The 22,932-nt window shown below is 71.5% G+C and carries 17 protein-coding genes and 1 pseudogene; 8 read left to right on the top strand and 10 right to left on the bottom strand.

The features are described 5' to 3' along the window. Positions 1 to 9 precede the first annotated feature (9 nt). Positions 10 to 462: a gamma-glutamylcyclotransferase family protein gene (locus tag ACH01S_RS10650; protein ID WP_067889720.1), complete on the bottom strand. Its 453-nt coding sequence runs from the start codon at positions 460 to 462 to the stop codon at positions 10 to 12. Positions 463 to 545: 83 nt separating this feature from the next. On the opposite strand from ACH01S_RS10650, the gene ACH01S_RS10645 reads away from it, so the two are divergent. Further along, positions 546 to 1,931, top strand: a complete 1,386-nt coding sequence (locus ACH01S_RS10645) for an NAD(P)H-quinone dehydrogenase (protein ID WP_067888710.1) — start codon at positions 546 to 548, stop codon at positions 1,929 to 1,931. Between the two features lie 22 nt (positions 1,932 to 1,953). Here ACH01S_RS10645 and ACH01S_RS10640 read toward each other — a convergent pair whose 3' ends face one another. Both ACH01S_RS10640 and ACH01S_RS10635 read right to left on the bottom strand, forming a co-directional pair. Further along, positions 1,954 to 3,237 carry an ArsB/NhaD family transporter gene (locus ACH01S_RS10640; protein WP_067888707.1) on the bottom strand — a complete coding sequence of 428 codons (1,284 nt, stop codon included), beginning with the start codon at positions 3,235 to 3,237 and terminating at the stop codon, positions 1,954 to 1,956. 22 nt (positions 3,238 to 3,259) lie between these two features. Further along, positions 3,260 to 3,718: a CBS domain-containing protein gene (locus ACH01S_RS10635; protein WP_067888704.1), complete on the bottom strand. Its 459-nt coding sequence runs from the start codon at positions 3,716 to 3,718 to the stop codon at positions 3,260 to 3,262. A gap of 368 nt (positions 3,719 to 4,086) precedes the next feature. On the opposite strand from ACH01S_RS10635, the gene ACH01S_RS10630 reads away from it, so the two are divergent. Then, entirely contained in the window at positions 4,087 to 4,746 is a 660-nt protein-coding gene (locus tag ACH01S_RS10630; RefSeq protein WP_067888701.1) for a response regulator, read from the top strand. Here ACH01S_RS10630 and ACH01S_RS10625 read toward each other — a convergent pair. Further along, entirely contained in the window at positions 4,743 to 5,759 is a 1,017-nt protein-coding gene (locus ACH01S_RS10625; RefSeq protein WP_067888698.1) for a sensor histidine kinase, read from the bottom strand. The genes ACH01S_RS10630 and ACH01S_RS10625 overlap by 4 nt on opposite strands. Before the next feature lie 242 nt (positions 5,760 to 6,001). Here ACH01S_RS10625 and ACH01S_RS45785 point away from each other — a divergent pair. Next, positions 6,002 to 6,490: pseudogene (locus tag ACH01S_RS45785) on the top strand (SPFH domain-containing protein); the annotation flags it as partial. Between the two features lie 62 nt (positions 6,491 to 6,552). On the opposite strand, the gene ACH01S_RS45780 reads toward ACH01S_RS45785, so the two are convergent. Together ACH01S_RS45780 and ACH01S_RS10615 are read right to left on the bottom strand one after the other, a co-directional pair. Next, positions 6,553 to 7,971, bottom strand: coding sequence for a hypothetical protein (locus tag ACH01S_RS45780; RefSeq protein WP_246236425.1), 1,419 nt, complete (start codon positions 7,969 to 7,971; stop codon positions 6,553 to 6,555). 118 nt (positions 7,972 to 8,089) lie between these two features. Further along, the gene (locus ACH01S_RS10615; protein WP_067888695.1) at positions 8,090 to 9,850 is read right to left on the bottom strand and encodes an acetyl/propionyl/methylcrotonyl-CoA carboxylase subunit alpha; all 1,761 of its coding nucleotides are present in this window, start codon (positions 9,848 to 9,850) and stop codon (positions 8,090 to 8,092) included. 181 nt (positions 9,851 to 10,031) lie between these two features. Here ACH01S_RS10615 and ACH01S_RS10610 point away from each other — a divergent pair, with 181 nt between their 5' ends. The 3 genes from ACH01S_RS10610 to ACH01S_RS10600 all read left to right on the top strand — a co-directional run bounded on the left by ACH01S_RS10610 (position 10,032) and on the right by ACH01S_RS10600 (position 13,530). Further along, complete coding sequence (locus tag ACH01S_RS10610) at positions 10,032 to 10,574, top strand: hypothetical protein (RefSeq protein WP_067888692.1); 543 nt, start codon at positions 10,032 to 10,034, stop codon at positions 10,572 to 10,574. Between the two features lie 268 nt (positions 10,575 to 10,842). Next, the gene (locus ACH01S_RS10605) at positions 10,843 to 11,112 is read left to right on the top strand and encodes a WXG100 family type VII secretion target (RefSeq protein WP_067888689.1); all 270 of its coding nucleotides are present in this window, start codon (positions 10,843 to 10,845) and stop codon (positions 11,110 to 11,112) included. 681 nt (positions 11,113 to 11,793) lie between these two features. Further along, positions 11,794 to 13,530: a hypothetical protein gene (locus tag ACH01S_RS10600; protein WP_148344084.1), complete on the top strand. Its 1,737-nt coding sequence runs from the start codon at positions 11,794 to 11,796 to the stop codon at positions 13,528 to 13,530. Positions 13,531 to 13,616: 86 nt separating this feature from the next. Here ACH01S_RS10600 and ACH01S_RS10595 read toward each other — a convergent pair whose 3' ends face one another. Together ACH01S_RS10595 and ACH01S_RS10590 are read right to left on the bottom strand one after the other, a co-directional pair. Then, positions 13,617 to 14,786 (bottom strand): hypothetical protein, encoded by a 1,170-nt coding sequence (locus ACH01S_RS10595; protein ID WP_148344083.1) that lies wholly within the window; start codon positions 14,784 to 14,786, stop codon positions 13,617 to 13,619. Further along, positions 14,779 to 15,360, bottom strand: coding sequence for an RNA polymerase sigma factor (locus ACH01S_RS10590; RefSeq protein WP_067888681.1), 582 nt, complete (start codon positions 15,358 to 15,360; stop codon positions 14,779 to 14,781). The genes ACH01S_RS10595 and ACH01S_RS10590 overlap by 8 nt, the downstream gene beginning before the upstream one ends. A 517-nt stretch (positions 15,361 to 15,877) precedes the next feature. Between ACH01S_RS10590 and ACH01S_RS10585 the strand changes: the two genes are divergently transcribed. Then, on the top strand, positions 15,878 to 16,405 hold the full coding sequence (locus tag ACH01S_RS10585) for a DUF1062 domain-containing protein (RefSeq protein WP_067888678.1): 528 nt from the start codon (positions 15,878 to 15,880) through the stop codon (positions 16,403 to 16,405). A 46-nt stretch (positions 16,406 to 16,451) separates the two neighbouring features. On the opposite strand, the gene ACH01S_RS10580 is transcribed toward ACH01S_RS10585, so the two are convergent. Beyond that, entirely contained in the window at positions 16,452 to 20,963 is a 4,512-nt protein-coding gene (locus ACH01S_RS10580; RefSeq protein WP_067888675.1) for an FtsK/SpoIIIE domain-containing protein, read from the bottom strand. Positions 20,964 to 21,006: 43 nt separating this feature from the next. Next, positions 21,007 to 21,948 (bottom strand): NAD-dependent epimerase/dehydratase family protein, encoded by a 942-nt coding sequence (locus ACH01S_RS10575; RefSeq protein WP_067888672.1) that lies wholly within the window; start codon positions 21,946 to 21,948, stop codon positions 21,007 to 21,009. 110 nt (positions 21,949 to 22,058) lie between these two features. Here ACH01S_RS10575 and ACH01S_RS10570 point away from each other — a divergent pair, with 110 nt between their 5' ends. Further along, the gene (locus ACH01S_RS10570; protein ID WP_067888669.1) at positions 22,059 to 22,769 is read left to right on the top strand and encodes a TetR/AcrR family transcriptional regulator; all 711 of its coding nucleotides are present in this window, start codon (positions 22,059 to 22,061) and stop codon (positions 22,767 to 22,769) included. Positions 22,770 to 22,932: the final 163 nt, after the last annotated feature.

Here is a 22,932-nt window from a genome sequence, read left to right as displayed (position 1 = left end):
GACCCGACATTAGTCGCCCAGTGATTTGCAAGGACGCGTGCGCAGGCCCTTGACGTAGTCGTCGGGGGCGCCCGCCTTCTCGGCGGCGTCGGCGAGGATGCCGAGGTAGCGCGCGGACGGCAGGCCGCCCTCGTAGTCGTCCAGGACGTACATCCAGCACAGGACGTCGCCGTCCAGCGTCTGCACCCGGACCCTGACCTTGTGGTAGACGCCGAGCGCGGCCCCCTCCCAGGCGTCGAGCTCCTTCTCGTCCCAGGCGGGGACGTCGTAGTAGACGACGAAGACCTGCTCGGAGTCGTCCTCGACGACGGTCGCGAGCGCGCCGTCCCAGCTCTTGTCCTGCCCCCCGAAGGTCAGCCGCCACCCGGCCAGCCAGCCGGTGCCGCGCATGGGCGAGTGCGGAGCCCGGATCGCCATCTGGTCCGGGTCCATGTTGGAGGCGTACGCCGCGTACAGTGCCACGCCGCCCAAGGCTACTGCCCAGATCGGAGGGGCGCGGGGGCCGCCGGACTTTTCACCGCCGCCTGTAGGAAACAATGGAAGATGTGACCCGAATCGTGATCATCGGAGGAGGCCCGGGCGGCTACGAGGCCGCGCTCGTCGCGGCGCAGCTCGGCGCCGACGTGACCGTCGTCGAACAGGACGGTCCGGGCGGCGCGTGCGTGCTCACCGACTGCGTCCCCTCCAAGACGCTCATCGCCACCTCGACCCGGATCTCGGTCATGTCGGAGTCCGCGGGCCTCGGGCTGAGGTTCAACGGCGGCCCGGACGGCATCGTCGGCGCCCTCGAAGCCGACATGGCGACGGTCAACAAGCGGGTGAAGGACCTCGCCCGCGCCCAGTCGTTCGACGTCGCCGAACGCCTCGCCTACGAGGACGTGAAGATCGTCCGCGGGGCGGGACGGCTGGTCGAGCCGCACGTCGTGGAGGTCGGCGGGCGGCGCCTTGAGGCCGACATCGTGCTCGTCGCGACCGGCGCGACGCCGCGCGTCCTGCCCGGCGCGGAGCCGGACGGCGAGCGCATCCTGAACTGGCGCCAGCTCTACGACCTGCCCGACCTGCCCGAGGAGCTGATCGTGGTCGGCTCCGGCGTCACCGGCGCGGAGTTCGCCGGGGCCTACCTGTCGCTCGGGTCGCGGGTGACGCTGGTGTCCTCGCGCGACCGGATCCTCCCGACCGAGGACGCCGACGCCGCCGCCGTCCTGCAAGAGGTGTTCCTGCGGCGCGGCATGAAGGTCATGTCGCGGTCGCGGGCCGCCGCGGTCGAGCGGTCCGGCGGCGGCGTGATCGTCACGCTGGAGGACGGCACGAAGATCGAGGGCACGCACTGCCTGATGACGGTCGGGATGGTCCCGAACACCTCGGGGATCGGCCTGGAGGAGGCGGGCGTCCGGCTCGACCCGCGCGGGTTCATCGAGGTCGACAAGGTGTCGCGGACGTCCGTCCCGCACATCTACGCGTCCGGCGACTGCACGGGCGTGCTGATGCTGGCGTCCGTCGCCGGGATGCAGGGGCGCATCGCGATGTGGCACGCGCTCGGCGAGGCGGTGCAGCCGCTCAAGCTCGGGTGGGTCGCGTCCAACATCTTCACCGACCCCGAGGTGGCGTCGGTCGGCGTGACGCAGCACATGGTCGACTCCGGCGACGTCAACGCCCGGACGGTCATGCTGCCGCTGTTCACCAACGCCCGCGCCAAGATGCAGGGCTTCGAGGACGGCTTCGTGAAGGTGTTCTGCCGTCCGTCCACGGGGATCGTGCTCGGCGGCGTGATCGTGGCGCCGCGGGCGAGCGAGCTGATCCTCGGGCTGTCGATGGCCGTCCAGCAGCACCTCACCGTCGACCAGGTGGCGCACACGTTCGCGGTGTACCCGTCGCTGTCGGGGAGCGTTACCGAGGCGTCCCGGCGGCTGATGGCCGAGCACGCCTACTAGGAAGCGTGCCCGGCCGCCCGGGTCAGAAGTAGCGCAACGCCACGTAGGCCCAGGCCAGCACGGTGCTGAACACCGTGACGACGATCCCGTACCGGGTGAACTGCCAGAAGCTGATCGGGTGCCCCGTCTTCGCGGCGATGCCGATCGCGACCACGTTGGCGCTCGCGGCGACGGCCGTCCCGTTGCCGCCGAAGTCGGCGCCGAGCGCGAACGACCACCACAGGGCCTCCGCCGTCGTCGGGTCCGGCGCGTTCGCCGCCATCCCCTCCACGATCGGCGCCATCGTCGCCGCGTAGGGGATGTTGTCGAAGAACGCCCCGAGGACGGCCGAGCCGAACAGCAGCGCCGTCGCCGCGGCGAAGTGGTCGTCGCCGACCGAGTCCGCCGCCCACGTGCCGATCTTCTCGATGACGCCCGTGTGGCCCAGCGCGGCCACCATCACGAACAGGCCCATGAAGAACACGAGGACGGGCCACTCGACCTCCTCCAGGACGTCGGAGACCTCCACCCGGGAGACGAGCAGCATCACGCCCGCGCCGACCAGCGCCACGATCGACGGTTCGAAGTGCAGCACCGAGTGCAGCGTGAACCCGACCACGACCAGCGCCAGGACGGCGAGGCACCGGACGAGCAGCGCCGGGTCGGTGATCGCCTTGCGCTCGTCCAGCGACATGACCTCGGCCGCGTACCGCTCGTCGTATTTGAACGACTTGCGGAACAGCACCCGCGCGAGCAGGACGAACGCCACGAAGATGATCACCACGATGGGCGTCATGTGGACGAGGAAGTCGTTGAACGTCAGCCCCGCACGGCTGCCGATGATGATGTTCGGCGGGTCCCCGATCAGCGTCGCGGCGCCGCCGATGTTGGACGCCAGCACCTCCGCGATCAGGTACGGCGCGGCGGGCACCCGCAGCCGGTTGCAGACCACCACCGTCACCGGCGCGACCAGCATGATCGTGGTGACGTTGTCCAGGAACGGGGACGCCACGGCGGTGATGAGCATCAGCATCACCAGCAGCCGGTACGGCCTGCCCTTGGACCGCTTCGCCGCCCAGATCGCCAGGTAGTCGAACAGCCCGGTCCCTTTGATCACCCCGACGATGATCATCATGCCGAACAGCAGGAAGATGACGTTCCAGTCGATCCCGTCGTGCTCGGAGAAGAACACGTCCGCGCCGGGGGTGAGCCCGAGGACGGTCAGCACCCCGGCGGCGATCAGGACGACCTTGACCTTGTCGACCTTCTCGGTCGCGATGAAGAAGAACGCGACGACGAAGACGGCGAGTGCCGCCGTCGCGCTCACCGCCCGCCCCCGGGCGGCGGGGTCAGTCGTCGGGCCTGGTCAGCGCCAGCGCCGACAGCAGCCGGTCGAGCGTGATCGCGCCCGCGAGGAGCCCGGCGTCGTCCACCACGGCGACGAGCGGGCTGCGCTGCCTCGCCATCAGCGTGGCGAGCTCCAGCAGCGTCGCGGACGCCTTGACGACCACCGGGCGGGCCGTGGGCGTTCCCAGGCAGTCGCCGACCGTCCGGTCGCGTATCTCGTGCCAGAACACGTCCGCGTGGGCCTCGTCCACGGTGCGGGTCAGCGCCGGGTCCTCCTGGTAGGCGACCGGCACCGCGAGGCGCAGCACCTGCGTCCCCGGCAGCACGACGCGGGGCCGCCGCGCGTCGTCGACCACGATCAGGCCGGGCAGCCGGCCGAGCGCCATCACCTGGATCGCGTGCGCGATCGAGTCGCCGAGCGTCACGGTCGGCACCTGTACGGCGATGTCCCGCGCCTGCATGCGAGTGTCCTTCCGGCTCCCGGAGAGCCTTGTCCTTCGAGCTGATAGGTCCCTCCTCCTGGCGCCGGGGGCCGTTCCGTCGCAGGACGGCCGCCGTCGCGCCGCGGGCGGGGGACGGTGTGCGCCGCCAGAGAGTCGACCCATGCGCCCGCCCCTTCCGCTTCCGCTTTCCGCGCCCTGCCGCACCCGGTTCCGCGTCCTTCCGCGAACGCCTTTCACGTCCGCGCTGTCCAGTTTTCGCGGCGCCGGGCCGGGCCGATATCGGGGCGAGCCCCCATATCGGCGGGGCGGAACCATGTATCCGCAGGTGGAGGAGGCCACCCGCGATGACCCGAGCCTACGATGGTGGACGAGACCGGAGGTGACGGGTGCACACTCGCGAGTCCGCGACCCGGATTCTGCTGGCCGACGACCACGCGCTCGTGCGCCGCGGGCTGCGCCTCATCCTGGACGCCGAGCCCGACCTGACCGTCGTCGCCGAGGCCGCCGACGGGGCCGAGGCCCTGGACGCGCTCGCGGCGGGCGGCGTCGACCTCGCGATCCTCGACATCGCGATGCCGCGGATGACCGGGCTGCAGGCCGCGCGGGAGATCGGCCGCCGGTTCCCGGACGTCCGGACGCTGATCCTGTCCATGTACGACAACGAGCAGTACCTGTTCGAGGCGCTGAAGGCGGGCGCGTCCGGGTACGTGCTGAAGTCCGTCGCCGACCGGGACCTGCTGGAGGCCGTCCGGTCCGCGATGCGCGGCGAGCCGTTCCTGTACCCGGCGGCCGTCACCGCGCTGATCCGCGAGTACCTGGCCCGCGACCGGGACGGCGAGGCGCCCGGTGGCGTCCTCACCCCGCGCGAGGAGGAGATCATCAAGCTGATCGCGGAGGGGTACTCGTCCAAGCGGATCGCGGAGACGCTCACGATCAGCGTGAAGACCGTGGAGCGGCACCGCGCGAACATCCTCGGCAAGCTCGGCATGCGCGACCGGCTGGAGCTGACCAAGTACGCCATCCGCGTCGGCCTCGTCGAACCCTAGCCGGGACGGCGCGGCGGGACGCCTCGCGGCGGGACGCCCCTGGGTGGGACGCCCCTGGGCGGGACGACCAGCTTGACCTCGGTGCCGCCGCCGTCCGCGGGCCCGATGGTGAGCCGCGCGCCGATCAGCATCGCCCGCTCCCGCATCCCGTGGATCCCGGTGCCGACCCTGGTGGGCGGGCCCTCGCCGTCGTCCGCGACGCGCAGGACGACCTGCCCGTCGTCGTCCTGCGTGAGCGACAGCTCGGCGTTGCGGGCGCCGGAGTGCCGCCACACGTTGGTCAGGCCCTCCTGCGCGATGCGGTAGATCACCAGCTCGGCGTCCTTGCCGATCCCCGCGATGCCCTGCTGGACGCGGCGGGTCACCCGGGGGCCGCCGCCGGTCTCCGAGAAGTCCCCGGCGAGGGCGGTGAGCGCGCTGGTCAGGCCCAGGTCGTCGAGGACGCCGGGACGCAGCCGCCGCGCCACCCGGCGCACCTCGTCCAGGCTCGACCGGACCGTCTCCTGGACGTCGCGCAGCTCGTCCGCCACCTCGTCCGGGGCCCGGTTCACCACCGACTTCAGCTCCAGCAGCACGACCGTGAGGCTCTGCCCGATCTCGTCGTGCAGCTCCTGCGCGATGCGGCGGCGCTCGGCCTCCTGCGCGTCCAGGACGACGGCGGTGCTGATGCTGCGGTCCGCCTCCAGCCGGTCGAGCATCGCGTTGAACTGGTCGACCAGGTGGAACAGGTCGCCGTTGCGGCCCTGCTCCAGGCGGTCGCCGGAGCGCAGCGAGTCGAGCCGCGCCATCAGCGCGGTCAGCCCCGCCAGCGGCGCGAGGCTGGCGCGCAGCAGCACCGCGTTCGCCGCCATCATCACGACCAGCCCGATCACCAGCACCGGCAGCTCGCGCAGCAGCACGAGCGAGGACACGGTGACGGGCGCCACCGCCAGCGCGGCCGTGCCCGCCGTGAAGATCAGCCCGTTGATGCCGAGGATGCGCCAGTACAGCGCGGACGCCGGTGTCCTGCTCATGAGCCCAGGTCATCGCATGTGGGCGCGTGTTGTCCATGCGTGACACCCGGCGCGGGTCTGCATGGCGCGGCCCCGGCGGGATGGTGGTCCGGCCCGATGGCGGAACCGCGTCCCGTCGCCGACGGTGAGGATAGGCGCAGTTCAGGAGGTGGGGAGTGGACGTTCTCGCAGCGACCGCCGCGACCTCCGCGACCGCCGCGACCTCCGCGCTCGGGGCGCGTGCGGACCTCCTGAGCCTTCCCATGGCGGTGCTCGTCCTGGCCGGGCTGGTGGCGGGCGCCGTCGCGGTGTCGGGGCTGCGGCGGGTCGGGCCGTCCGAGCGGCTGGTCGTCCGGCGGTTCGGCCGGACGCGCGGCGTCCGCGGCCCCGGCCAGCGGTACCTGCTGCCGCTCGCCGAGAGCGGCGTCCGCGTGCCGGTGGGACCGCGCCCGCACCACCTCTGGTTCAAGGCCACGACCGGGGACGGCGTCCCGGTGCGAGTGCGCGCGCTCGCCCTCGTTCAGGCGTCCGACCCGGTCCGGTACGCCGAGGCCGCCGCCGTCTTGGGGGGCGGCGGGGCCTCGGGCGCGCAGGGCGCCGTGGAGGGCGCGCTGCGCGCGGCCGTCGCGGACCGGGACCTGGCGGACCTGGCGTCCCTCCTGGCGGAGGGGGACGACGCCGAACTGGTCCGGCGCGTCGACGAGGCCGTCCGGCCGTGGGGAGCGACGGCGAGCCTCGTGAGCGTCACCGACGCGACGGTCCCGGTCCGCGCGGCCCTCGCGCGGTGCGGCTGCCGCGCCGGGGGCCGGGCGCGTCAGAAGCCGCCGAAGTCGCCCCCGCCGCCGAAGTCGCCGCTGCCGAAGTCCCAGCCGCCGCCGATGTCGCCGCCGTCCCCGCCGAAGCCGCCCATGCCGTCGCCGCCGAAGCCGTCGCCGTAGCCGCCGCCCCAGCCGCCGCTCATCATCGAGCCGAGCGCGGTGCCGATCAGCAGCCCGCCGAGCAGGTCGAACCCGCCGTAGCCGTAGTAGTAGCCGCCCGCGTAGGGCCCGTAGGCCGGGCCCGCGTCCCAGTACGGCCGCCGGATGCCGCCGGACGGCACCATCCGGATGTCGGGGTCGAACCCGTGCAGGACGGCGTCCGCGTCCGCCGCGCACGCCGGGACCGACCGGGCCACCCCGCCGGGCGGCGCCCACGTCACGTCCCGCACCGACGGGCCGTGCTGCGGGTTGAAGAAGCACGGCGCGCGGCGCTCGGGCACGGGCTCGCCGCTGAGCCGGGCGCGGGTCGCGGTCATGTAGTAGCGGCCGTCCTCCAGCGCGGCGGTGACGTGCTGCATGTCCTCGGGCCGGGCGGCGCGGTCGGTCTCCCGCTTGGCCTTGTCGTAGGAGTCCATGGCGTGCTCGTAGTCGGCGCGGATCTCGGGGTCGAGACCGGCGTCCATGACGTTGAGGTCGAGGCGGGCGATGTCCTCGCCGAGGAGGGTGACGTCCTCCTGCACGCCCGCCTTGAGGTCGGCCATCTGCTGGGCCTCGCGCTCGCGGCGCCGCCTGCGGACGACGAGGAACGCCCCGAGGACCCCCGCCACCACCAGGACCAGCACGCCGAGCGTCACGAACCCGCCGATCATGCCGGACCGGGCGTTGTCGTCGACCTTCTTCTCCGCCAGCCCGCCGAACCGGATCAGCCGCTCCTTGAGCGGCGCGCCGTTCGTGCGCGTGACGAGCTGGTTGATCTCCTTGGTGTCGAGCTTCTTGGAGATCCCGCCCATCCGGCTGCCGTCGGCGGTGATCGCGATGTAGGTCTGGCCCTCGCCGACGCGGTTCGCGACGGCCCGGAGCATCGGCCCGACCTCGGCGCGCGTCACGTTGTTCCCCACGACGACGGCGCGGATGTCGGCGTCGGAGTCACCGGCGAGGGACGTCTTGATCTGGTTCTGGTCGGCCGGGGACAGCACGTTCCCCGCCTCGCTCGTCACGTACAGCCGCGAGTCGATCAGCCCCTTGGCGATCTGCCCCACGTTGTCGGCGGCGGCCCGCTGCGGCGCGATCTTGACGGCGCGCGCCTGGCCCGCGGGCGCGGCGGCCCGCTCGGAGGTGCTGGTCTGGGTCGCGGCCTGCGCCGGGGCGGCCTGCGCCGGGGCCGCGAAGGCGAACGCCGGCACGGCCACGGCGGCGACGAGCAGCGGCACGGCCCCCCGGCGCACGGTCCGCACGGCCCGGTCATCGGTCCTCATGCACCCAGTCTGCCCACGTGGACGGGTGGATACGTCGTCCGGAGGAGGGATTCGGCGTCGTCCTCGATGGGGGCCGTCCCCCATCCGGGCCCGCCGGACGGAGGACGGCCCCGACCGGCTAGCTGTCCTTGATCTCGCAGATGGCGGCGCCCGCCGAGACGGTCTGGCCGACGTCGGCGGACAGGCCGGTGACCGTCCCGGCCTTGTGCGCGGTGAGGGGCTGCTCCATCTTCATCGCCTCCAGGACGACGATGGTGTCCCCGGCCGCGACGGTCGCGCCGTCCGCCGCGACGATCTTGACGATGGTGCCCTGCATGGGGCTGACCAGCGCGTCGCCCGACGCCTGCGCGCCGCCGCCCTTGCGGGAGCCGCGCCGCCGTCCGGGCGCCGCCTTCGCCGGGGCGGCGGCCGCGCCGAGCCCGGCCGGGAGGACGACCTCGATCCGCCGTCCGCCCACCTCGACGGTGACGCGCTCCCGCTCGCCCTCGGCCTCCTCGCTCTCGGCGGGGGCCTGGTGCGGGGGGATCTGGTTGTCGAACTCGGTCTCGATCCACCGGGTGTGGACGGTGAACGGCGTGGCGTCGTCGGCCGGGACGAACGCGGGGTCGTCCAGGACGGCGCGGTGGAACGGCAGCACGGTCGGCATGCCGTCGATCGTGAACTCGGCGAGCGCGCGGCGGGCCCGCTCGACCGCCTGCCGCCGGGTCGCGCCGGTCACGACCAGCTTGGCGATCAGCGAGTCGAACGCCTGCGGGACGGTCTGCCCCGCCACGTACCCCGAGTCGAGCCGGACGCCGGGCCCGGTCGGCGGGTCCCAGGCGGTCAGCGTGCCGACGGCGGGGAGGAAGCCGCGTCCCGCGTCCTCGGCGTTGAGCCGGAACTCGATCGAGTGGCCGCGCAGGACCGGGTCGCCGTAGCCGAGTTCCTCGCCGTCCGCGATACGGAACATCTCCCGGACCAGGTCGACGCCCGCGACCTCCTCGGTCACCGGGTGCTCGACCTGCAGACGGGTGTTGACCTCAAGGAAGGAGATGGTGCCGTCCTGCCCGACGAGGAACTCGCACGTCCCCGCCCCGACATAACCGGCTTCTTTCAGAATCGCCTTGGAGGAGGTGTAGAGAAGCTCCACCTGCTGCTCGGAAAGGAACGGCGCCGGGGCCTCCTCGACGAGCTTCTGGTGCCGCCGCTGGAGCGAGCAGTCGCGGGTGGACACGACGACCACGTTCCCGTGCTTGTCCGCCAGGCACTGGGTCTCCACGTGGCGCGGCTTGTCGAGGTACCGCTCCACGAAGCACTCGCCGCGCCCGAACGCGCCGACCGCCTCCCGGACGGCCGACTCGTACAGCTCGGGGACCTCCTCCAGCGTCCGCGCCACCTTCAACCCGCGCCCGCCGCCGCCGTAGGCCGCCTTGATCGCGATCGGCAGGCCGTGCTCCTCGGCGAACGCGACGACCTCGTCCGCGCCCGACACCGGGTCCTTCGTCCCGGCGACGAGCGGCGCGCCGACCTTCTGCGCGATGTGCCGGGCCTGGACCTTGTCGCCCAGCGCCGTGATCGCCGCGGGCGGCGGACCGATCCAGGTCAGGCCCGCGTTCTCCACGGCGGTGGCGAAGTCGGCGTTCTCGGCGAGGAACCCGTACCCCGGGTGGACGGCGTCCGCGCCCGCCTCGGCGGCGATCTTCAGCAGCTTGTCGATGTTCAGGTACGTCTCGGCGGCGGTCTGCCCGCCGAGCGCGAACGCCTCGTCGGCGACCCGCACGTGCAGCGCGTCCAGATCGGGCTCCGCGTACACCGCGACACTGCCGAGCCCCGCGTCCCGGCAGGCACGGGCTATACGGACCGCTATCTCACCGCGATTGGCGATCAGGACCTTGCGCACGTTGGGTCTCCTCCCTCAACCTGGCAGGCAGTCTAGATAATCGCTGTTTCCCGTTTTCGTAAGGGCCTCCTCATGTGGCCCCGCGCGGGGACGGCGCCCGTGCGGCGGGCCCGTGCGGACGGGCCGCCGGGTGTATCTTCGGCTCGGATCTGCTCGCCCCTCGTCCGCGCGGGAGAGGCCGATGCTTCGCCGGTGGCCCCTGACCGGCCTGACCGCCGTCCTGGCCCTCTGCCTCGCGGCGCCCTCGTCGGGCGTCCGGCGGGGGAGCCCCGTCGTGGACGCCGACGTCACGCGGCAGCTCACGATCGCGGCGTCCGCGCTGGTCGACCGGAGGTCGCAGGCGCTCGTCCAGAACCACGGCCGCGACCGGCGGGACACGCCGCCCGAGGTGTTCGGGGTGCGGATCGCGCCGGGGCTCGCGCGGTCGCAGGAGCGGGCCGTCCGGGAACTGGAGAACCGCAACCGCGCGCCGGTCGAGGGCGGCCCCGCCTACACCGGCGCCCGCACCAGCCTGGACGCCGGACGCGCCGTCCGCACCGGCAACCGCATCACGCTGGACGCGGTCGAGCACACCGAAGTCCGCTACGGCAGCGGCCGGGTCACCCAGTCGGTGCGGCGCCGGTTCGACTTCCGGACGAGCGGCGATCAGATCATCCTCGTGGGCGAGCGCGTCCTCGACCCGGGCGCGCGTCCGGTGAACGACCCGGGCGACCCCGAGCGCTGAGCCATTCGGACGTGAAAAGCGCTCTGGGTATCCCTTTGACGATGGGACGTCAGGATCGTCACAACGGATGTTGTGCGGCCCCCCTGGCCACATCCGGACACCCCGTAATGGTGCCCCACGCCCGTTTCGGACAACCCTGCGCGTGGTGGCCCTGGCTCTAAGTGAACGATGGGGCGTAAGCTGTCGCCATTCTTTCCGCACCACTCGAAACGTTCCAGCGACGGGACGCGACACCGTCGAAACGAGCAGTGACGAAAGGGCCGGAGCGATGGGCGACAAGCGCGGCGCCAACCTTGGCGAGCTCGAAGAGCTGTCCCGCATCTTCAGCAAGCACTCCCGCAACCTCGACGCCCTGATCAAGGACCTCAACGGCCGGACGGTGAGCAGCAGCGCGTCCTGGTGGGGCCCCGGCGCCGACCGCTTCCGCAGCGCGTGGGCCGAGGCGAAGACCGCCTTCGACAAGATGGCCGTGGCCCTCGAAGAGGGCGGCCAGGACATCCGCAAGTCCCGCCAGAACATCGAGGCCGCCACCCGCTGACCCCCCTGAGCCGCGGGTCCCGGCCCATCCCCCCGAGGCCGGGACCCGCAACCCCTCCCACCCGCCCAAGAGGCGCCTCGAACGCCGATGCTGGAGCCGGACGTCGGTCTCGCGGCAGTAGCAGTCAGCCGACGCGGGACGAAACGCGTCACGGCGCAGCTGATCCATCTGCCCGGACGGCTCGCGGCTGAGCCGCGCAACGGAGGGCGACCAAAACGGTCGCCGCTCGCCAGCCCCTCGACCGGCTGAATCAGCGGCAACGCGTACGCGGCTGGTAAGCCTTCTACTCTCGCCCGCGTCGATAGACGTTCAGCTCCGCCTTCCCCAGGCCCAGGGCCCTGAGCTGAAACGCCGAAGCACAACAACGCCGAAGCCGCCATGAGGCCCGTGCCGGGTACGAACGGTTATACAAGGTCGATTCGTGGCGAATAACTTCTGCTATCGGCTGCGATGGCGGTGTTGCCGAAGACCAGTGGTAACCGAACTTTCACATGCTGTGTTTCGCAGTTCTGTCGGTGACATCGCCACCCCTTGCCGAGGGTGAATGTCAAGAGTGATCCATATCTCAGAACAAGCGATCTTGGGGTCTTGTTCCGGGCTCGGCGTGCGGTGAAACTCAACCCGACCATGATTCAGGAAGGGGCCCCCGCACCCCGGTATCCACTCCAGAAGAGAGGGCATGTGAATTTCAGGGACACGTGTTCGGGATGGCGCGCCATCGTCGCGTTATCGGTCGTAATAACCGGTACGGCCGCGCTTTTGGTGGCGCCGCCGCAGGTGCGTGGGCTTACCGGAATCGCCCGTGCCGACACGGCCGGTGGCTCCCAGTTCCATACGATCACTCCGTTCATGCTGGCTGACACGCGCAATGGTGCGGGCGGGGTCCCGGTCGCCAAGGTTTCGCCGGGAAGTGCAATCACCTTCCAGGCGGCTGGAATAGGTGGTGTGCCGGCTACCGGGGTGTCGGCGATCGTGACCAACGTGTCGGTCTACGCGGCGGACGCCTTCGGCTGGATCAACGCCTACCCATCCGATCAGCCGACCACGATCAGCACTCTGACTTACGCCGCCAACGAGACCACCAACACGGAAGATTTCACGAGACTGACGGATACCGGCCAGGTTACTCTTAAGAACAACGGCAGCGGGACGGTCAACATCGCCGTAAGCGTCCGGGGGTACTTCCTTGATGCGGCTTCCGCCACCGCCGGGAACGAGTACTACCCGGTAGACAGTGCGTTCCTCTACGACACTCGGGTCGGCAAAGTCACCGGGTCACCTGCTCACGCAGCGGCACCCATTCCTGGCAACTCGTCGGTGACCGTCGATGTCGCCGGGCAACTGGACCTACCCGCAAGTGGTGTCACGGCGGTCGCGGTCAATGTCGCGGCCCTCAACCAGACGGCCCAGGGCGCCTTGACGGTGAGTCCGTCTGACCAGATCGATACCAGTCTTCCGGTGGTCAACTACAACCCGAACGAGACCGACAGCAGCTTTGTGGTGACACAACTCACTGCGACCGGGAAGCTCACCTTTCACAATAAGGGAACCGTACCGGTGGATCTCGCGGTCAGCGTTCGCGGATATTTCAAGGGGGCAAGCGACGGAACCGGCTCGACTTACACCCCGACGGCTACGGCCCTCCTGCTCGACACCCTTACCGGGTTCAACACCGCCGGCGGGAGCACCGCGTCTCTTGGCGCCGGGGAGACCATCACCTTCAATGCCATCCAGGCCGCCGAACTCGACGCCTTGGATCAGGACGAGCCGGTTCTGGCTTTGAACATCGATGCCCGGAGACCGACTAATCAGGGATGGCTGGCGGTTTACTCCAGCGAGGATGGCGATCCGGGCGTCAACAGCGTCAACTTCGACGATGACGGGGAAAGCACCAACGGATTCGACCTGGTGAGGCCGGACTCCCGCGGCAATGTCTCCATCACCAATCACAGCGCAGGTACTGTGCACCTCCAGGTCTCGATGCGTGGATACTTCACGACTCCCGCGCCTCCTGCGGAGCCTACGGAAAGCGTCGACGACGAATCGCAGGAGATTCCGGAGGGCGGGGTCGCCGTCGACGGGGGCCGGTACATCCACGCCGTCGACATCGTCCTCTTCCAGCAGCGCGGAGAGGGATGGGGCTGGCTGTACTGGTCCGGTGGGGCGCCTTACAAGGTCTCTACCAAGTTCAACATCCAGGATCAAAGCGCGGATGGCTACTGTATCGCGATGGTCATCTACGGGGACGGCAAGAATCTGACCAACAAGAACTGGGTCGTCTGCGGAGCGTCACATCAGAAGTACCTGCCCTACACGCTCGGCCGTCGGCTCTACAACGCCGGGATCAGGGTGTGCAGAGCCAAATGGAGCAAAGGCATCGACAACTGGAAGTATAGTGGCTGTACGGCGCCTTCTTAAGTGACTGTAAGCATGTGGTTCGCCCTGTTCCTTCACCGGCTTGGGAAGGGGCAGGGCGAACTCGTCGGTGGGAGGCTCTGCTCGGGCTAATTTGTCGGTGCTTCCTCGACCTCGGTCTTGATATTGATCGACTTCGGTAGGAGTTCGTTGACTGGGGTTGTGGTCCACTCGGCATTGTGGATCACCTCGTAGCGCCAGCGAACGCCCGCTGGAAGATCGGCGTTCAGGCGCCCTGGAGTGACGATGACCTGCTGACTTGCGGTCAGCCTTCCGCTCTGCGGATCGATGATGAGCTGCAGGTCCAGAGTTCCGGACTCGGCGGAGACCTCTCGCATTGATACGGCCTGCCCGCGGCGTCCGGCAGCGTCGGTGGCATTGACGAAGCGGACGTTCTTCAGGCTCGCCAGAATTCGATATGTCGCGATCCGTACCTTGTCACTGACGGGCGCGTCCACCAGGAGGAACGAGGCGCTTTCGAAAAGAAAGAGATCTGGGTCGGCCAGCCGCTTGTGGTCGGTCCGGGTGGCGTAGTTCAACAGCCAGGCCCGAAGTTCGGCCGGGTCGGTGGGGAGTTCGCGAGCCGTGTCGTCACCGAAGTCCAGCACCGTCCCGCCTCCGGCCGCGGGGCCGATCGAGGCTTCGGGGGCATCGATGCGCAGGTCATCGGGCCTCGGCCGGAGGTCGGCCTTCCAGGCGGCACGGGCGGCGGGGGTCGCCGGGCGAGTTCTCAGCCGCTCGCCGGGCCACTCGAGATGCCTTGTCGGGTGTGACGGATCGGGCCCGGCGAACGGTTTCTGCGGCGAGGCGAGGAGGAAGTCGTCTCGCTCGACCTCCATGGGATAGGCGACACCGGCCCGGTAGGGCGACTTCGCCATGACGGTTCCCCCGACGGCGGCGCGTCGATACCAGAGGTGCCCGTCACCGGCGTTGCGCGCCCGTGCGTCGGCGGCGGCGAGGAGGAACTTCGCCGCCGGTCCGCTGTATCCGGCCAAGGGCTCCGGAGAATAGAGCGGACGGCTGCTCCACGAGTGGTAACCAAAGCCGCCCGCCGCCAGTACGGCGGCCGTCGTGACGGCGATGAGAGGCGTCCGCCATCTGGACGCCGGCAGCCGCATCGCCTTTGCGCGGCGCCTTCCAGGTTTCGCGGTCGAATTCATTTCGGCGATGAGCCGATGACGCGCCGCCGCAACGGTTTCAGGCGAGGGCGGCCTGTTCACGGTGTGCAGTCCACTGATCCGGTCGTCAAGGTCACGCATGGATCTCTCCCCCGTCGGGTGACGCTATCGCTCTATCTGACAGTTCGGCCTTGACCTGGCGGCGGGCACGATTGAGTCGTGAGCAGACGGTGCCGTAGGCGATCCCCAACGCTTGTGCCACCTCGGCGTAGCTCAGATCTCCGAGAGCGATCAGGAGTAAGACGTCGCGATCACCATGTTTGAGCCGGGTCAGGGCCGCACTCAGCGGTGCGTCCACCGTGTGCGAGCCAGTGAGCGCGTCATCTTCGTGCTCATCCACCGGAACTCGTGCTTGGAGTCGCGTGATCGCCTTGTATTTTCGCAGTTCCGTTCGACGGTGTCGGCTCACCAGCCGGGTCGCGATGCCGTACAGCCAGGGCCGCGCCGAGCCGCTCTCCGGCTGGAACTTACCGCGTGACCGGAATGCCACCAGGAACGTCTCGGCGGCGATGTCGTCGGCGATATCCGGGCCGAGCCGACGGTCCACATAGCGGTGAATCTCGGCGTAGTACCGATCGAAGATCGCAGCGAATTCCTCCGGCCGCCGCCATGATCCGACAATGGTCTCGGCGTCTGACGGCGACGGTGTGGTCATGTCTGGTCCAGGACTGCTCCAGAGTTGATCATCTACGCTCCTTGGACGGCTACGAGAGGGCTTGAGCACACTCTTGATTGCCCGCAGCACACTAGATCCTTCTCGCCGGGGCACCCCACCGAGTCGCCACCATCGGTTCCGACCCGAGCAGCGGGCTGGTTCTCCCCACCGAACCGGCCCGCCGCGGCTCTGAGGTGCGGCACTCGCCTCCGGTCTCGGCGGACGCCGGGCAGTTTCGCCGATGAGTGTGAGTTGCATCACTCACTCGAGGCGGGGGGCGGGCGGGTGGTTGGCGGCGGTGAGGGGGCCCGCTGGCGGGAGCAAAAATTGGTGGTGGGTGGGGGTGGGGGTGTCTACGGTTGGGGGTTCTACTACGTGAGGACTTCGTGCGCATGACGCCGCCTGCTCTTTAGACCTGACTCTTCTTCGCGCATCGGTTGCCGACGGGTGACGTCGGCTCTGTTTTCTGTGCTCTCGTCAGGTCTTCAGAGAGATCATGTCTTCACAACGTCATATCGTGCTGCCCTGGGTGGTGCGGCGGACTCGGCTGCCTTCGCTCGTTCTGCGGTGCGTGGGCTGCCCTTCCGAGCGCGCCGGTACCGGAAGCGGCAGGTTCCGTGTCAATGCCAACGGCAAGCTGCTCCATGTCTGGCTGCTTGTCATCTGTGTTGGGTGTGGACGGACCAGCAAGGTCAGCGTGCATGAGCGGGTGCCGGTGCGCTCGCTGTCCGCTGAGCTGCTGGCCGGGTACACGGCCAATTCGCCGGAGCTCGTCGTGGACGCCCTGTTCGATCCGCTGGTCGCGCGGCGCAATCGGTTCGAGCTGGATTGGGACGGGTGCTGGGAGCTTCTCGCCGCGCCCGTCCCCGATGATCCGTGGCCCGTTCAGATCGAGGTCGCCTTCGAGGATCCCGTGCCGGTCCGTCCGGACTGGCTCATCGCCCGTGAGCTGGGCCTCAGTCGGAAGGAGGTCGGTCGGAGAGTCAAGATCGATATTCCGCTGAAGCGCAGGACGAAGGCGGACTTCTCCTTCGTGCTGGTGTGAGACGAGCCCCCGGCCGACCGTTTCCCGGCCGGGGGCTCGCCTGTGGTCAGTCGGTGGTGGGTGGGGGAAGGGCGACCTGGATCTGGGTCGTGACGCCGGTGGCCACGAACAGGCCGCGGCCGGTCGGGCCGCCCAACGGGGCGTTGCGGGGGAGGCGGAGGCCGAACAGGTCGCCGTCGTCCGGGGACTCGATGGAGAGCAGGACGCCCGAGCGGGAGCGGCGCGTGTCCGAGAGGAAGCCCCGGTAGCCGCGGCCGAGGTCGGCGGTCGTCCCGCCGATGACGACGGCGTGCTCGCCGTCGCGGGCCGTGCGGAGGACGTCGCGGAGGGCGTCGTCGAGGTCGGTCTCGTCCAGGAGTTCGGCGTCGTCCACGACCACGGCGTAGCGGTGTTCGTCGCCGATCGCGTCGACCAGGTCGTCCGGGTCGGAGTCGGCGGTGAGCAGGCCGAGGACGCCGGGGTGGCCGGACAGCAGGCGGAGCGGGGAGCGGCGCGGCGTGATCAGCACGACCGGGACCAGGCCGCCGCCGACGGCCGGGTCCAGCAGGGAGTGGACGATCGTCCGCAGGGTGGTCGAGCGGCCGGAGCGGGGCGGGCCCGCGACCGCGAAGCCGGGGCCGTCGTCCAGGAGGTCCACGCCCACCGGGGCCAGCGTGTCGCCGCCCACGCCCACCAGGGCCCAGAGGGCGGAGGGGGCCAGGAACTCGGGGTCCAGCGACATCGCCTCGCGGTAGGTGACGCGGACGGGAAGCTCGTCCACGCGGAGGGGACGGCGGCGGCGGGGCAGGCGGCCGTAGCGGGACACGCACGCGCGGGCTATCTCCTGCAGCGCCGCGACCTGGCCCGGGCCGGACGGGTCGTCCCCGAGGACGCCGATCTGGGACTCGCGCGGCGGCGCGCCCGGCACGGACGGCTCCAGGGCGCGGCCGGGCGGCATCGCGGCGGGGACCTGCTTGTCCTGGAGGCCGCCGTAGGCGTAGTCGTTCGGGTCGGCCATGCGCAGGATGAGGCGGCGGTCGAAGACGGTGGAGACCTGCCCGCCGAGGCCGGAGCGGTCGCCGGTGAAGACGGCGCGGAGCCCGGCGGCGGCGCCCTCGCGCAGGAGGCGGACGACCTGGTCGACGAGCCGCCCGTAGTCGTAGTGCTCGAACGCGCCGAGGAACCCCTCCCAGCGGTCGAGGAGCAGGACCATCCAGGGGAGCCGGTCGGTGGCGGCGACGGCGGCGCGCTGCTCGGCGACCGACGCGAAGCCCGCCTCGGCGAGGAGCTGCTGGCGGCGGGCGACCTCGGCGGTCAGCGCGGTGAGCAGGCGTTCGCAGCGGTCGAGCTGGTCGCGGGTGACGACGGCGCCGCAGTGCGGCAGGGAGACCAGCGGGAGCAGGGCGTTGGCGCCGCAGTCGACGGCGTACAGGTGCGCGTCGTAGGGGGAGCAGGCGGCGGCGAGCGAACCGGCGATGGTGCGGAGCGCGGTGGAGCGCCCCGACTGGGCGGATCCGGCGAGGTAGAGGTGGCCGCCCGCGGTGAGGTCGAGCGTCAGGTCCTCGCGGGACTGGACGGCGGGCAGGTCGGTGACGCCGAACGGGACCGGCGGGACGTCCACGACGGAGCCGCCCGCGGCGGTGCGCGGGGTGAGCGCGACGGTCTCGGGCAGCGGGCTCAGCCACGGGGACGGCTGCCGCGCGATGCCCGCCCGGCGGGCCGCCTCGTCCACGGCCTGGACGAGGACGCCCAGGTCGGTGGTCTGGACGGCGTCGTCGGCCGGTTCGCGGGGACCGGGCAGCGGGTGTCCGAGGCCGCGCCACGGCAGGACGCGGACGTCGGTCGTCCGGCGGTCCGCGCCGGCCGGGCCGGGACGGCGGCCCCCGATCCGCGCCGACTGCACCGGTTGCGGCGCCGACACCCCGGAGCGGATGTAGCAGCGGCCGGGGGTCGACTTGGAGATCTGCGCGGCCTCGGGCCCGTCGAGCACGTCGGCCGACTCGTCGGGGTCGGTGACGCGCAGCGCGATCCGCAGGTTCGTGTTGGCGCGGATGTCGGCCGTCACCACCCCGGCCGGGCGCTGCGTGGCGAGGACGAGGTGCACGCCGAGGGAGCGTCCGCGGCGCCCGATGTCGACCAGCCCGGCGACGAAGCCGGGCAGCTCGGTGACCATCGCGGCGAACTCGTCGATCACCAGGACGAGGCGCGGCACGACCGGCAGGCCGGGGTCGCCGGGACGCAGGTCGTTGTAGTCGTCCACGTCCTTGGCGCCCGCCTTGAGCAGGATCTCCTCGCGGCGGCGCAGCTCGGCGGCGAGGGACTCCAGGGCGCGTTCGGTGGCGTGCCCGTCCAGGTCGGTGACCATGCCGACGGTGTGGGGGAGGCGGGCGCAGTCGTTGAACGCGGCGCCGCCCTTGTAGTCGATGAGGACGAACGTCATCTCGTCCGGTCGGTTCGCCACGGCGAGCGACGCGATCAGCGTTTGGAGGAGCTCCGACTTGCCCGCGCCCGTCGTCCCGGCGATGAGGGCGTGGGGGCCGTCCGCGCGGAGGTCGATCTCGTATGGTTCGGCGGCGGAGCCGTGCCCGCCGGGGCCGACGCCGACGGGGACGCGGGTCGTCCGGCCGCCGGTCCGCGTCCAGGTCCGCAGGACGTGCTCGGCGGTCGGCTCCGGCATGCCGAGGACGTCCAGCAGCCGCACCTCGGACGGGACGGACTCCGCCGCGTCCTCGCGCGACACGTCCCGGACGGGCGCGAGCGCCCGCGCGACCCGGTCGGTCCAGATCGGGGACACCTGGTCGGCGAGGACGTGGCCGAGCGCCTCCAGCCCCTGCCCGCGCAGGTGCACGGCCGAGTGGTACTGCGGGTCGAGGGCGGCGACGGCGCTGCATTCCTCGGGGAGGAGGCGCTCCTCGTCGTCCACGCAGATGGCGTAGAGGCCGTACTCGGCGCCGCGCGACAGCAGCATCGGCATGCCGGGGATGCGGCGGAGGGCGCGGGCGCCGTCCAGCACGATCAGGATGTTGTACGGGACGGAACCGGCCGGCTTCGCCTCGCCCTTGCCGAAGAACGACGACTCGGCCTGCGCGGCGCGGCGCCGCTCCGTCACGCGGATCGCCAGCTCGGTCACCCGGTGCGCGGCCGACTCCAGGTCGGCGCCGACGAGGGCGACGCAGTCCTCGCCCTCGCGGGGCGCGCAGTGCGGGAGCCAGCGCACCCAGTTCCACTCCTCCCCGGCCTCGGCGTCCGCGGACAGGACGACGATCGCGAGGTCGCGCGGGCTGTGCAGGACGGCGGCCTGCGCGACCAGCCAGCGGGCCAGCGCGCGGGACGCCCGGCGCGGCCCGGTCAGCCCGATCACGCCGAGGTCGGCGAGCGGCAGCGCGACCGGCACGTGCCGCGCGGTCGGCACCGGAAGATCGGCCTTCGCCCCGGTGAACTCGATGCGGGCGGGCAGGTCGGCGAGCCCGACCCGCAGGTGCAGGACGTCGGGGTCGCCGCGCCGCCGCTCCCACAGCCGCCGCCGCGGGCCGGTCGCGGTGAGCAGCACCTCGGCCGGGTCGGGGTGCAGGGCGCGGCGCTCGGCCTCGTCCGCGCGGCGGAGCCGCTCCACCTCGCCGTCGAACTCCCCGGCGCGGCGGTGGTAGTCCTTCAGCGCCTTCTTGTAGGACTTGCGGCCGTGGATCCGGTCGCCGATCCACTCGCCGAGCGTCATCAGCGGCCAGGCCAGCGCGAACAGCGCCCACCACCACTGGCCGAGCCCGAACGCCATCGCCAGCCCGAACGCGGAGAACAGCAGCGCGCCGAACAGGCGGAGGCGCTCGCGCGGGTTGCGCTCGGGACGCTCCGGGACGTCCAGCCGCCGCGCCTGCCGCGCCGGGTTCAGCCGGGGCGGGCGGTTGAACGCAAGCCCGCCCTCCGGCAGCGGCTCCAGGTGCGTGTCGGGGGCGGTGCTCGGCACGAGCACCAGCACGCTGGCGCCGACCGCCAGCAGCTCGCCCGGCCGCCAGGTCGCCGGTTCGGTGAGCGGCGCGCCGTCGAGCGCGACGCTGCCCTGCATCGTGAGGGCGGACGCCTCCACCCGCACCGTCTCCCGCCCGACCGTGAGCCGCAGCGACCGGGCCGGGACGGACGGGTCGTCCAGCACCACGTCCACGTCGAGCCCGGAGCCGAGCGTGCTGACCCCGAGGCCGAGCCGGTGCACCGACCCGGCGGCCGGCCCGCCGATGACGCGCACCTCCACGAGGCCGGTCGGCTCGGCGAGGACGGTCGCCGCCGCGACGCGCCGCTCGACCGCGACGACCGCGCCGTCCCGCAGCTCCTTGACGGCGAGGGCCTGCGGGTCGAGCATGCGGCCGTCCATCCAGAGCGCGCGGCGCCGCCCCGGGCCGCCGCCGAGGGGCTCCTTGGCGAAGCGCGGGGAGAGCGCGGGGGCGGGAGCGGGAGAGGGGGCCGGGGAGGGGGCGTCGAGGAGGGCGGCGAGGGAGTGCGCGACCGCGTCCACGGTGGCCTCCGAGTCGACGTCGAGCACGACGTCGCGCGGCCCTCCGCCGGTCAGCGCCGTGAACGAGATCCGCATCCGAGCCTCCGACGTCCGCGTCCGCAGCACGATCGGAGTCAGCTTAGTTACCCGGCGCGGCCGACTCCCGGTAGGCGGCGACGATGGTGCGGAGCGCGTCGTCCATGGGCGTCGGCCTCATCCCGAATGTCGTCTCGAAAGCGGACGAGTCCAGGATGTACGGCTTGTCGAACTGGTAGCGGGTCTCGCGCAGTTCGCGCGCCATCGGGTTGACGAGCCCGGCCGCGTTGAAGATGAAGCGGGGGACCTCGAAGACGCGCGGCGCGGGGGCGTCGGCGATCTCGCACAGCCGCTTCGCGACGTCGAGCGTCGAGACGGCGGGGCCGGTCGGGACGTGCCAGGGCCGTCCCCACGCGCGCTCGTCGGTGCCCGCGATCGCGAGGGCCTCGGCGACGTCCGGCAGGTACGTCCACGCGTGCGGGACGGACGGGTCGCTGAAGTACGGCACCCGCTTGCCCGCCAGCAGCGGCTTCACGAACCGCGTCTCGCCGATGTACGCCTGGTCGGTGCTGCGCGGCCCGTAGTAGTCGGACGGCCGCAGCTCGGTGGTGCGGATGCGGCCCGCCTCGTGCGCGGCGAGGGCGTCCCGCCACATCTTCGCCCGCACCTGACCCTTGACGCCGGGGGCGGCGAGCGGCAGGTCCTCGGTCATGGGGCCGTCGACCGGGCCGTACCCGTACAGGTTGCCGAGGATGACGAGGACGGCGCCGGTCGCCTCGGCGGCGGCGAGGAAGGACGCGGCCAGCGGCGGCCAGTCCTGCGTCCAGCGGTGGTATTGCGGGTTGACGCAGTTGTAGAGCGCGTCCGCGTTCTTGGCGATCTCGGTGAGCCGCGCCCGGTCGGCGGCGTCGGCGGCGATCCGCTCGACGCCCTCGGGGCCGGACCCGGACCTGGTCACCACGACGACGTCATGGCCCTGCCCGGCCAGCCGGTCGGCGAGATGCCCGCCGACCTGTCCGGCTCCGACGATCACGTGCTTTCCCATGGCCAGTCTCCAATCGGTGCTCTGTTATGAGAGCAATGCTCTCTCCAGAGAGCGGTGGTGTCAAGAGCAGTGCTCTTGATTCGGTGCGGCGCTCTGTTAGGCTGCCGGTCATGAGCGCGGCGCGGACGGCACGGGAACGGGTGCGGGCGGAGCTGATCGGCGAGATCACCGAGCTGGCGAGGCGGCAGCTCGGCAGCTCGGGCGCGGCGGGGCTGTCGCTGCGCGCGATCGCCCGCGAGATGGGCATGGTGTCCTCGGCCATCTACCGGTACTTCCCGAGCCGCGACGACCTGCTCACCAAGCTGATCATCGACGGCTACGACGCGATCGGGGACGCGGTCGAGCGCGCCGACGCCGAGGCCCGCGCGGACGCCCCGGACGACTTCGCCGGACGCTGGCTCGCCGTGTGCCGGGCCGTCCGGGAGTGGGCGCTCGCGCACCCGCACGAGTACGCGCTGCTCTACGGGTCGCCCGTCCCCGGGTACGAGGCGCCGCAGGACACCGTCCCCGCCGCCCTGCGCGACACCGTCGTCTTCGCGCGGATCGTCACCGAGGCGCACGCGGCGGGCGCCCTCGACCCCGCCGGGCCGTGCCCGCCCGTCCCGCCCGGCCTCGCCGAGGACGCGGCCCGCGCGCGCGCCGCCGTCGGGATGGACGTCCCCCACGAGATCGTCGCCCGTGCCCTCACCGCGTGGTGCGGCCTGTACGGGACGGTCAGCTTCGAATTGTTCGGGCAATTCACCGCCGTGATCGAAGAACGTGCCGCCTATTTCCACCATTCCATGACACTCCTCGGCCGTCTCATCGGCCTCCGGTCCTGACCGGAGGCGCGCTCCGCCGGGCCCCGCGCGCGGTCAGCCGCGCGGTCAGTGACGCGTGTGACTGGTGGTAAGCGGCCAAGTGACCGGTGAATGCGCAGGTCACCGATGAATCCCCGGAGAACGGGCGGCTTGACTCCACCGAATCCATTGACGTGACCTCACC

It is taken from the genome of Actinomadura chibensis NBRC 106107 (assembly GCF_001552135.1).
Taxonomy (GTDB): domain Bacteria; phylum Actinomycetota; class Actinomycetes; order Streptosporangiales; family Streptosporangiaceae; genus Spirillospora; species Spirillospora chibensis.
Note: the sequence above shows the minus strand (reverse complement) of the source record. Positions and strands in the feature narration are given on the sequence as shown.

What these genes read in the sequence shown, in the direction of transcription:
- ACH01S_RS10635 (WP_067888704.1), bottom strand. Translation starts at nt 3,718, where the DNA reads ATGCAGGCGCGGGACATCGCCGTACAGGTGCCGACCGTGACGCTCGGC.
- ACH01S_RS10625 (WP_067888698.1), bottom strand. Translation starts at nt 5,759, where the DNA reads ATGAGCAGGACACCGGCGTCCGCGCTGTACTGGCGCATCCTCGGCATC.
- ACH01S_RS45780 (WP_246236425.1), bottom strand. Translation starts at nt 7,971, where the DNA reads ATGAGGACCGATGACCGGGCCGTGCGGACCGTGCGCCGGGGGGCCGTG.
- ACH01S_RS10610 (WP_067888692.1), top strand. Translation starts at nt 10,032, where the DNA reads ATGCTTCGCCGGTGGCCCCTGACCGGCCTGACCGCCGTCCTGGCCCTC.
- ACH01S_RS10605 (WP_067888689.1), top strand. Translation starts at nt 10,843, where the DNA reads ATGGGCGACAAGCGCGGCGCCAACCTTGGCGAGCTCGAAGAGCTGTCC.
- ACH01S_RS10595 (WP_148344083.1), bottom strand. Translation starts at nt 14,786, where the DNA reads ATGCGTGACCTTGACGACCGGATCAGTGGACTGCACACCGTGAACAGG.
- ACH01S_RS10590 (WP_067888681.1), bottom strand. Translation starts at nt 15,360, where the DNA reads ATGACCACACCGTCGCCGTCAGACGCCGAGACCATTGTCGGATCATGG.
- ACH01S_RS10580 (WP_067888675.1), bottom strand. Translation starts at nt 20,963, where the DNA reads ATGCGGATCTCGTTCACGGCGCTGACCGGCGGAGGGCCGCGCGACGTC.
- ACH01S_RS10575 (WP_067888672.1), bottom strand. Translation starts at nt 21,948, where the DNA reads ATGGGAAAGCACGTGATCGTCGGAGCCGGACAGGTCGGCGGGCATCTC.
- ACH01S_RS10570 (WP_067888669.1), top strand. Translation starts at nt 22,059, where the DNA reads ATGAGCGCGGCGCGGACGGCACGGGAACGGGTGCGGGCGGAGCTGATC.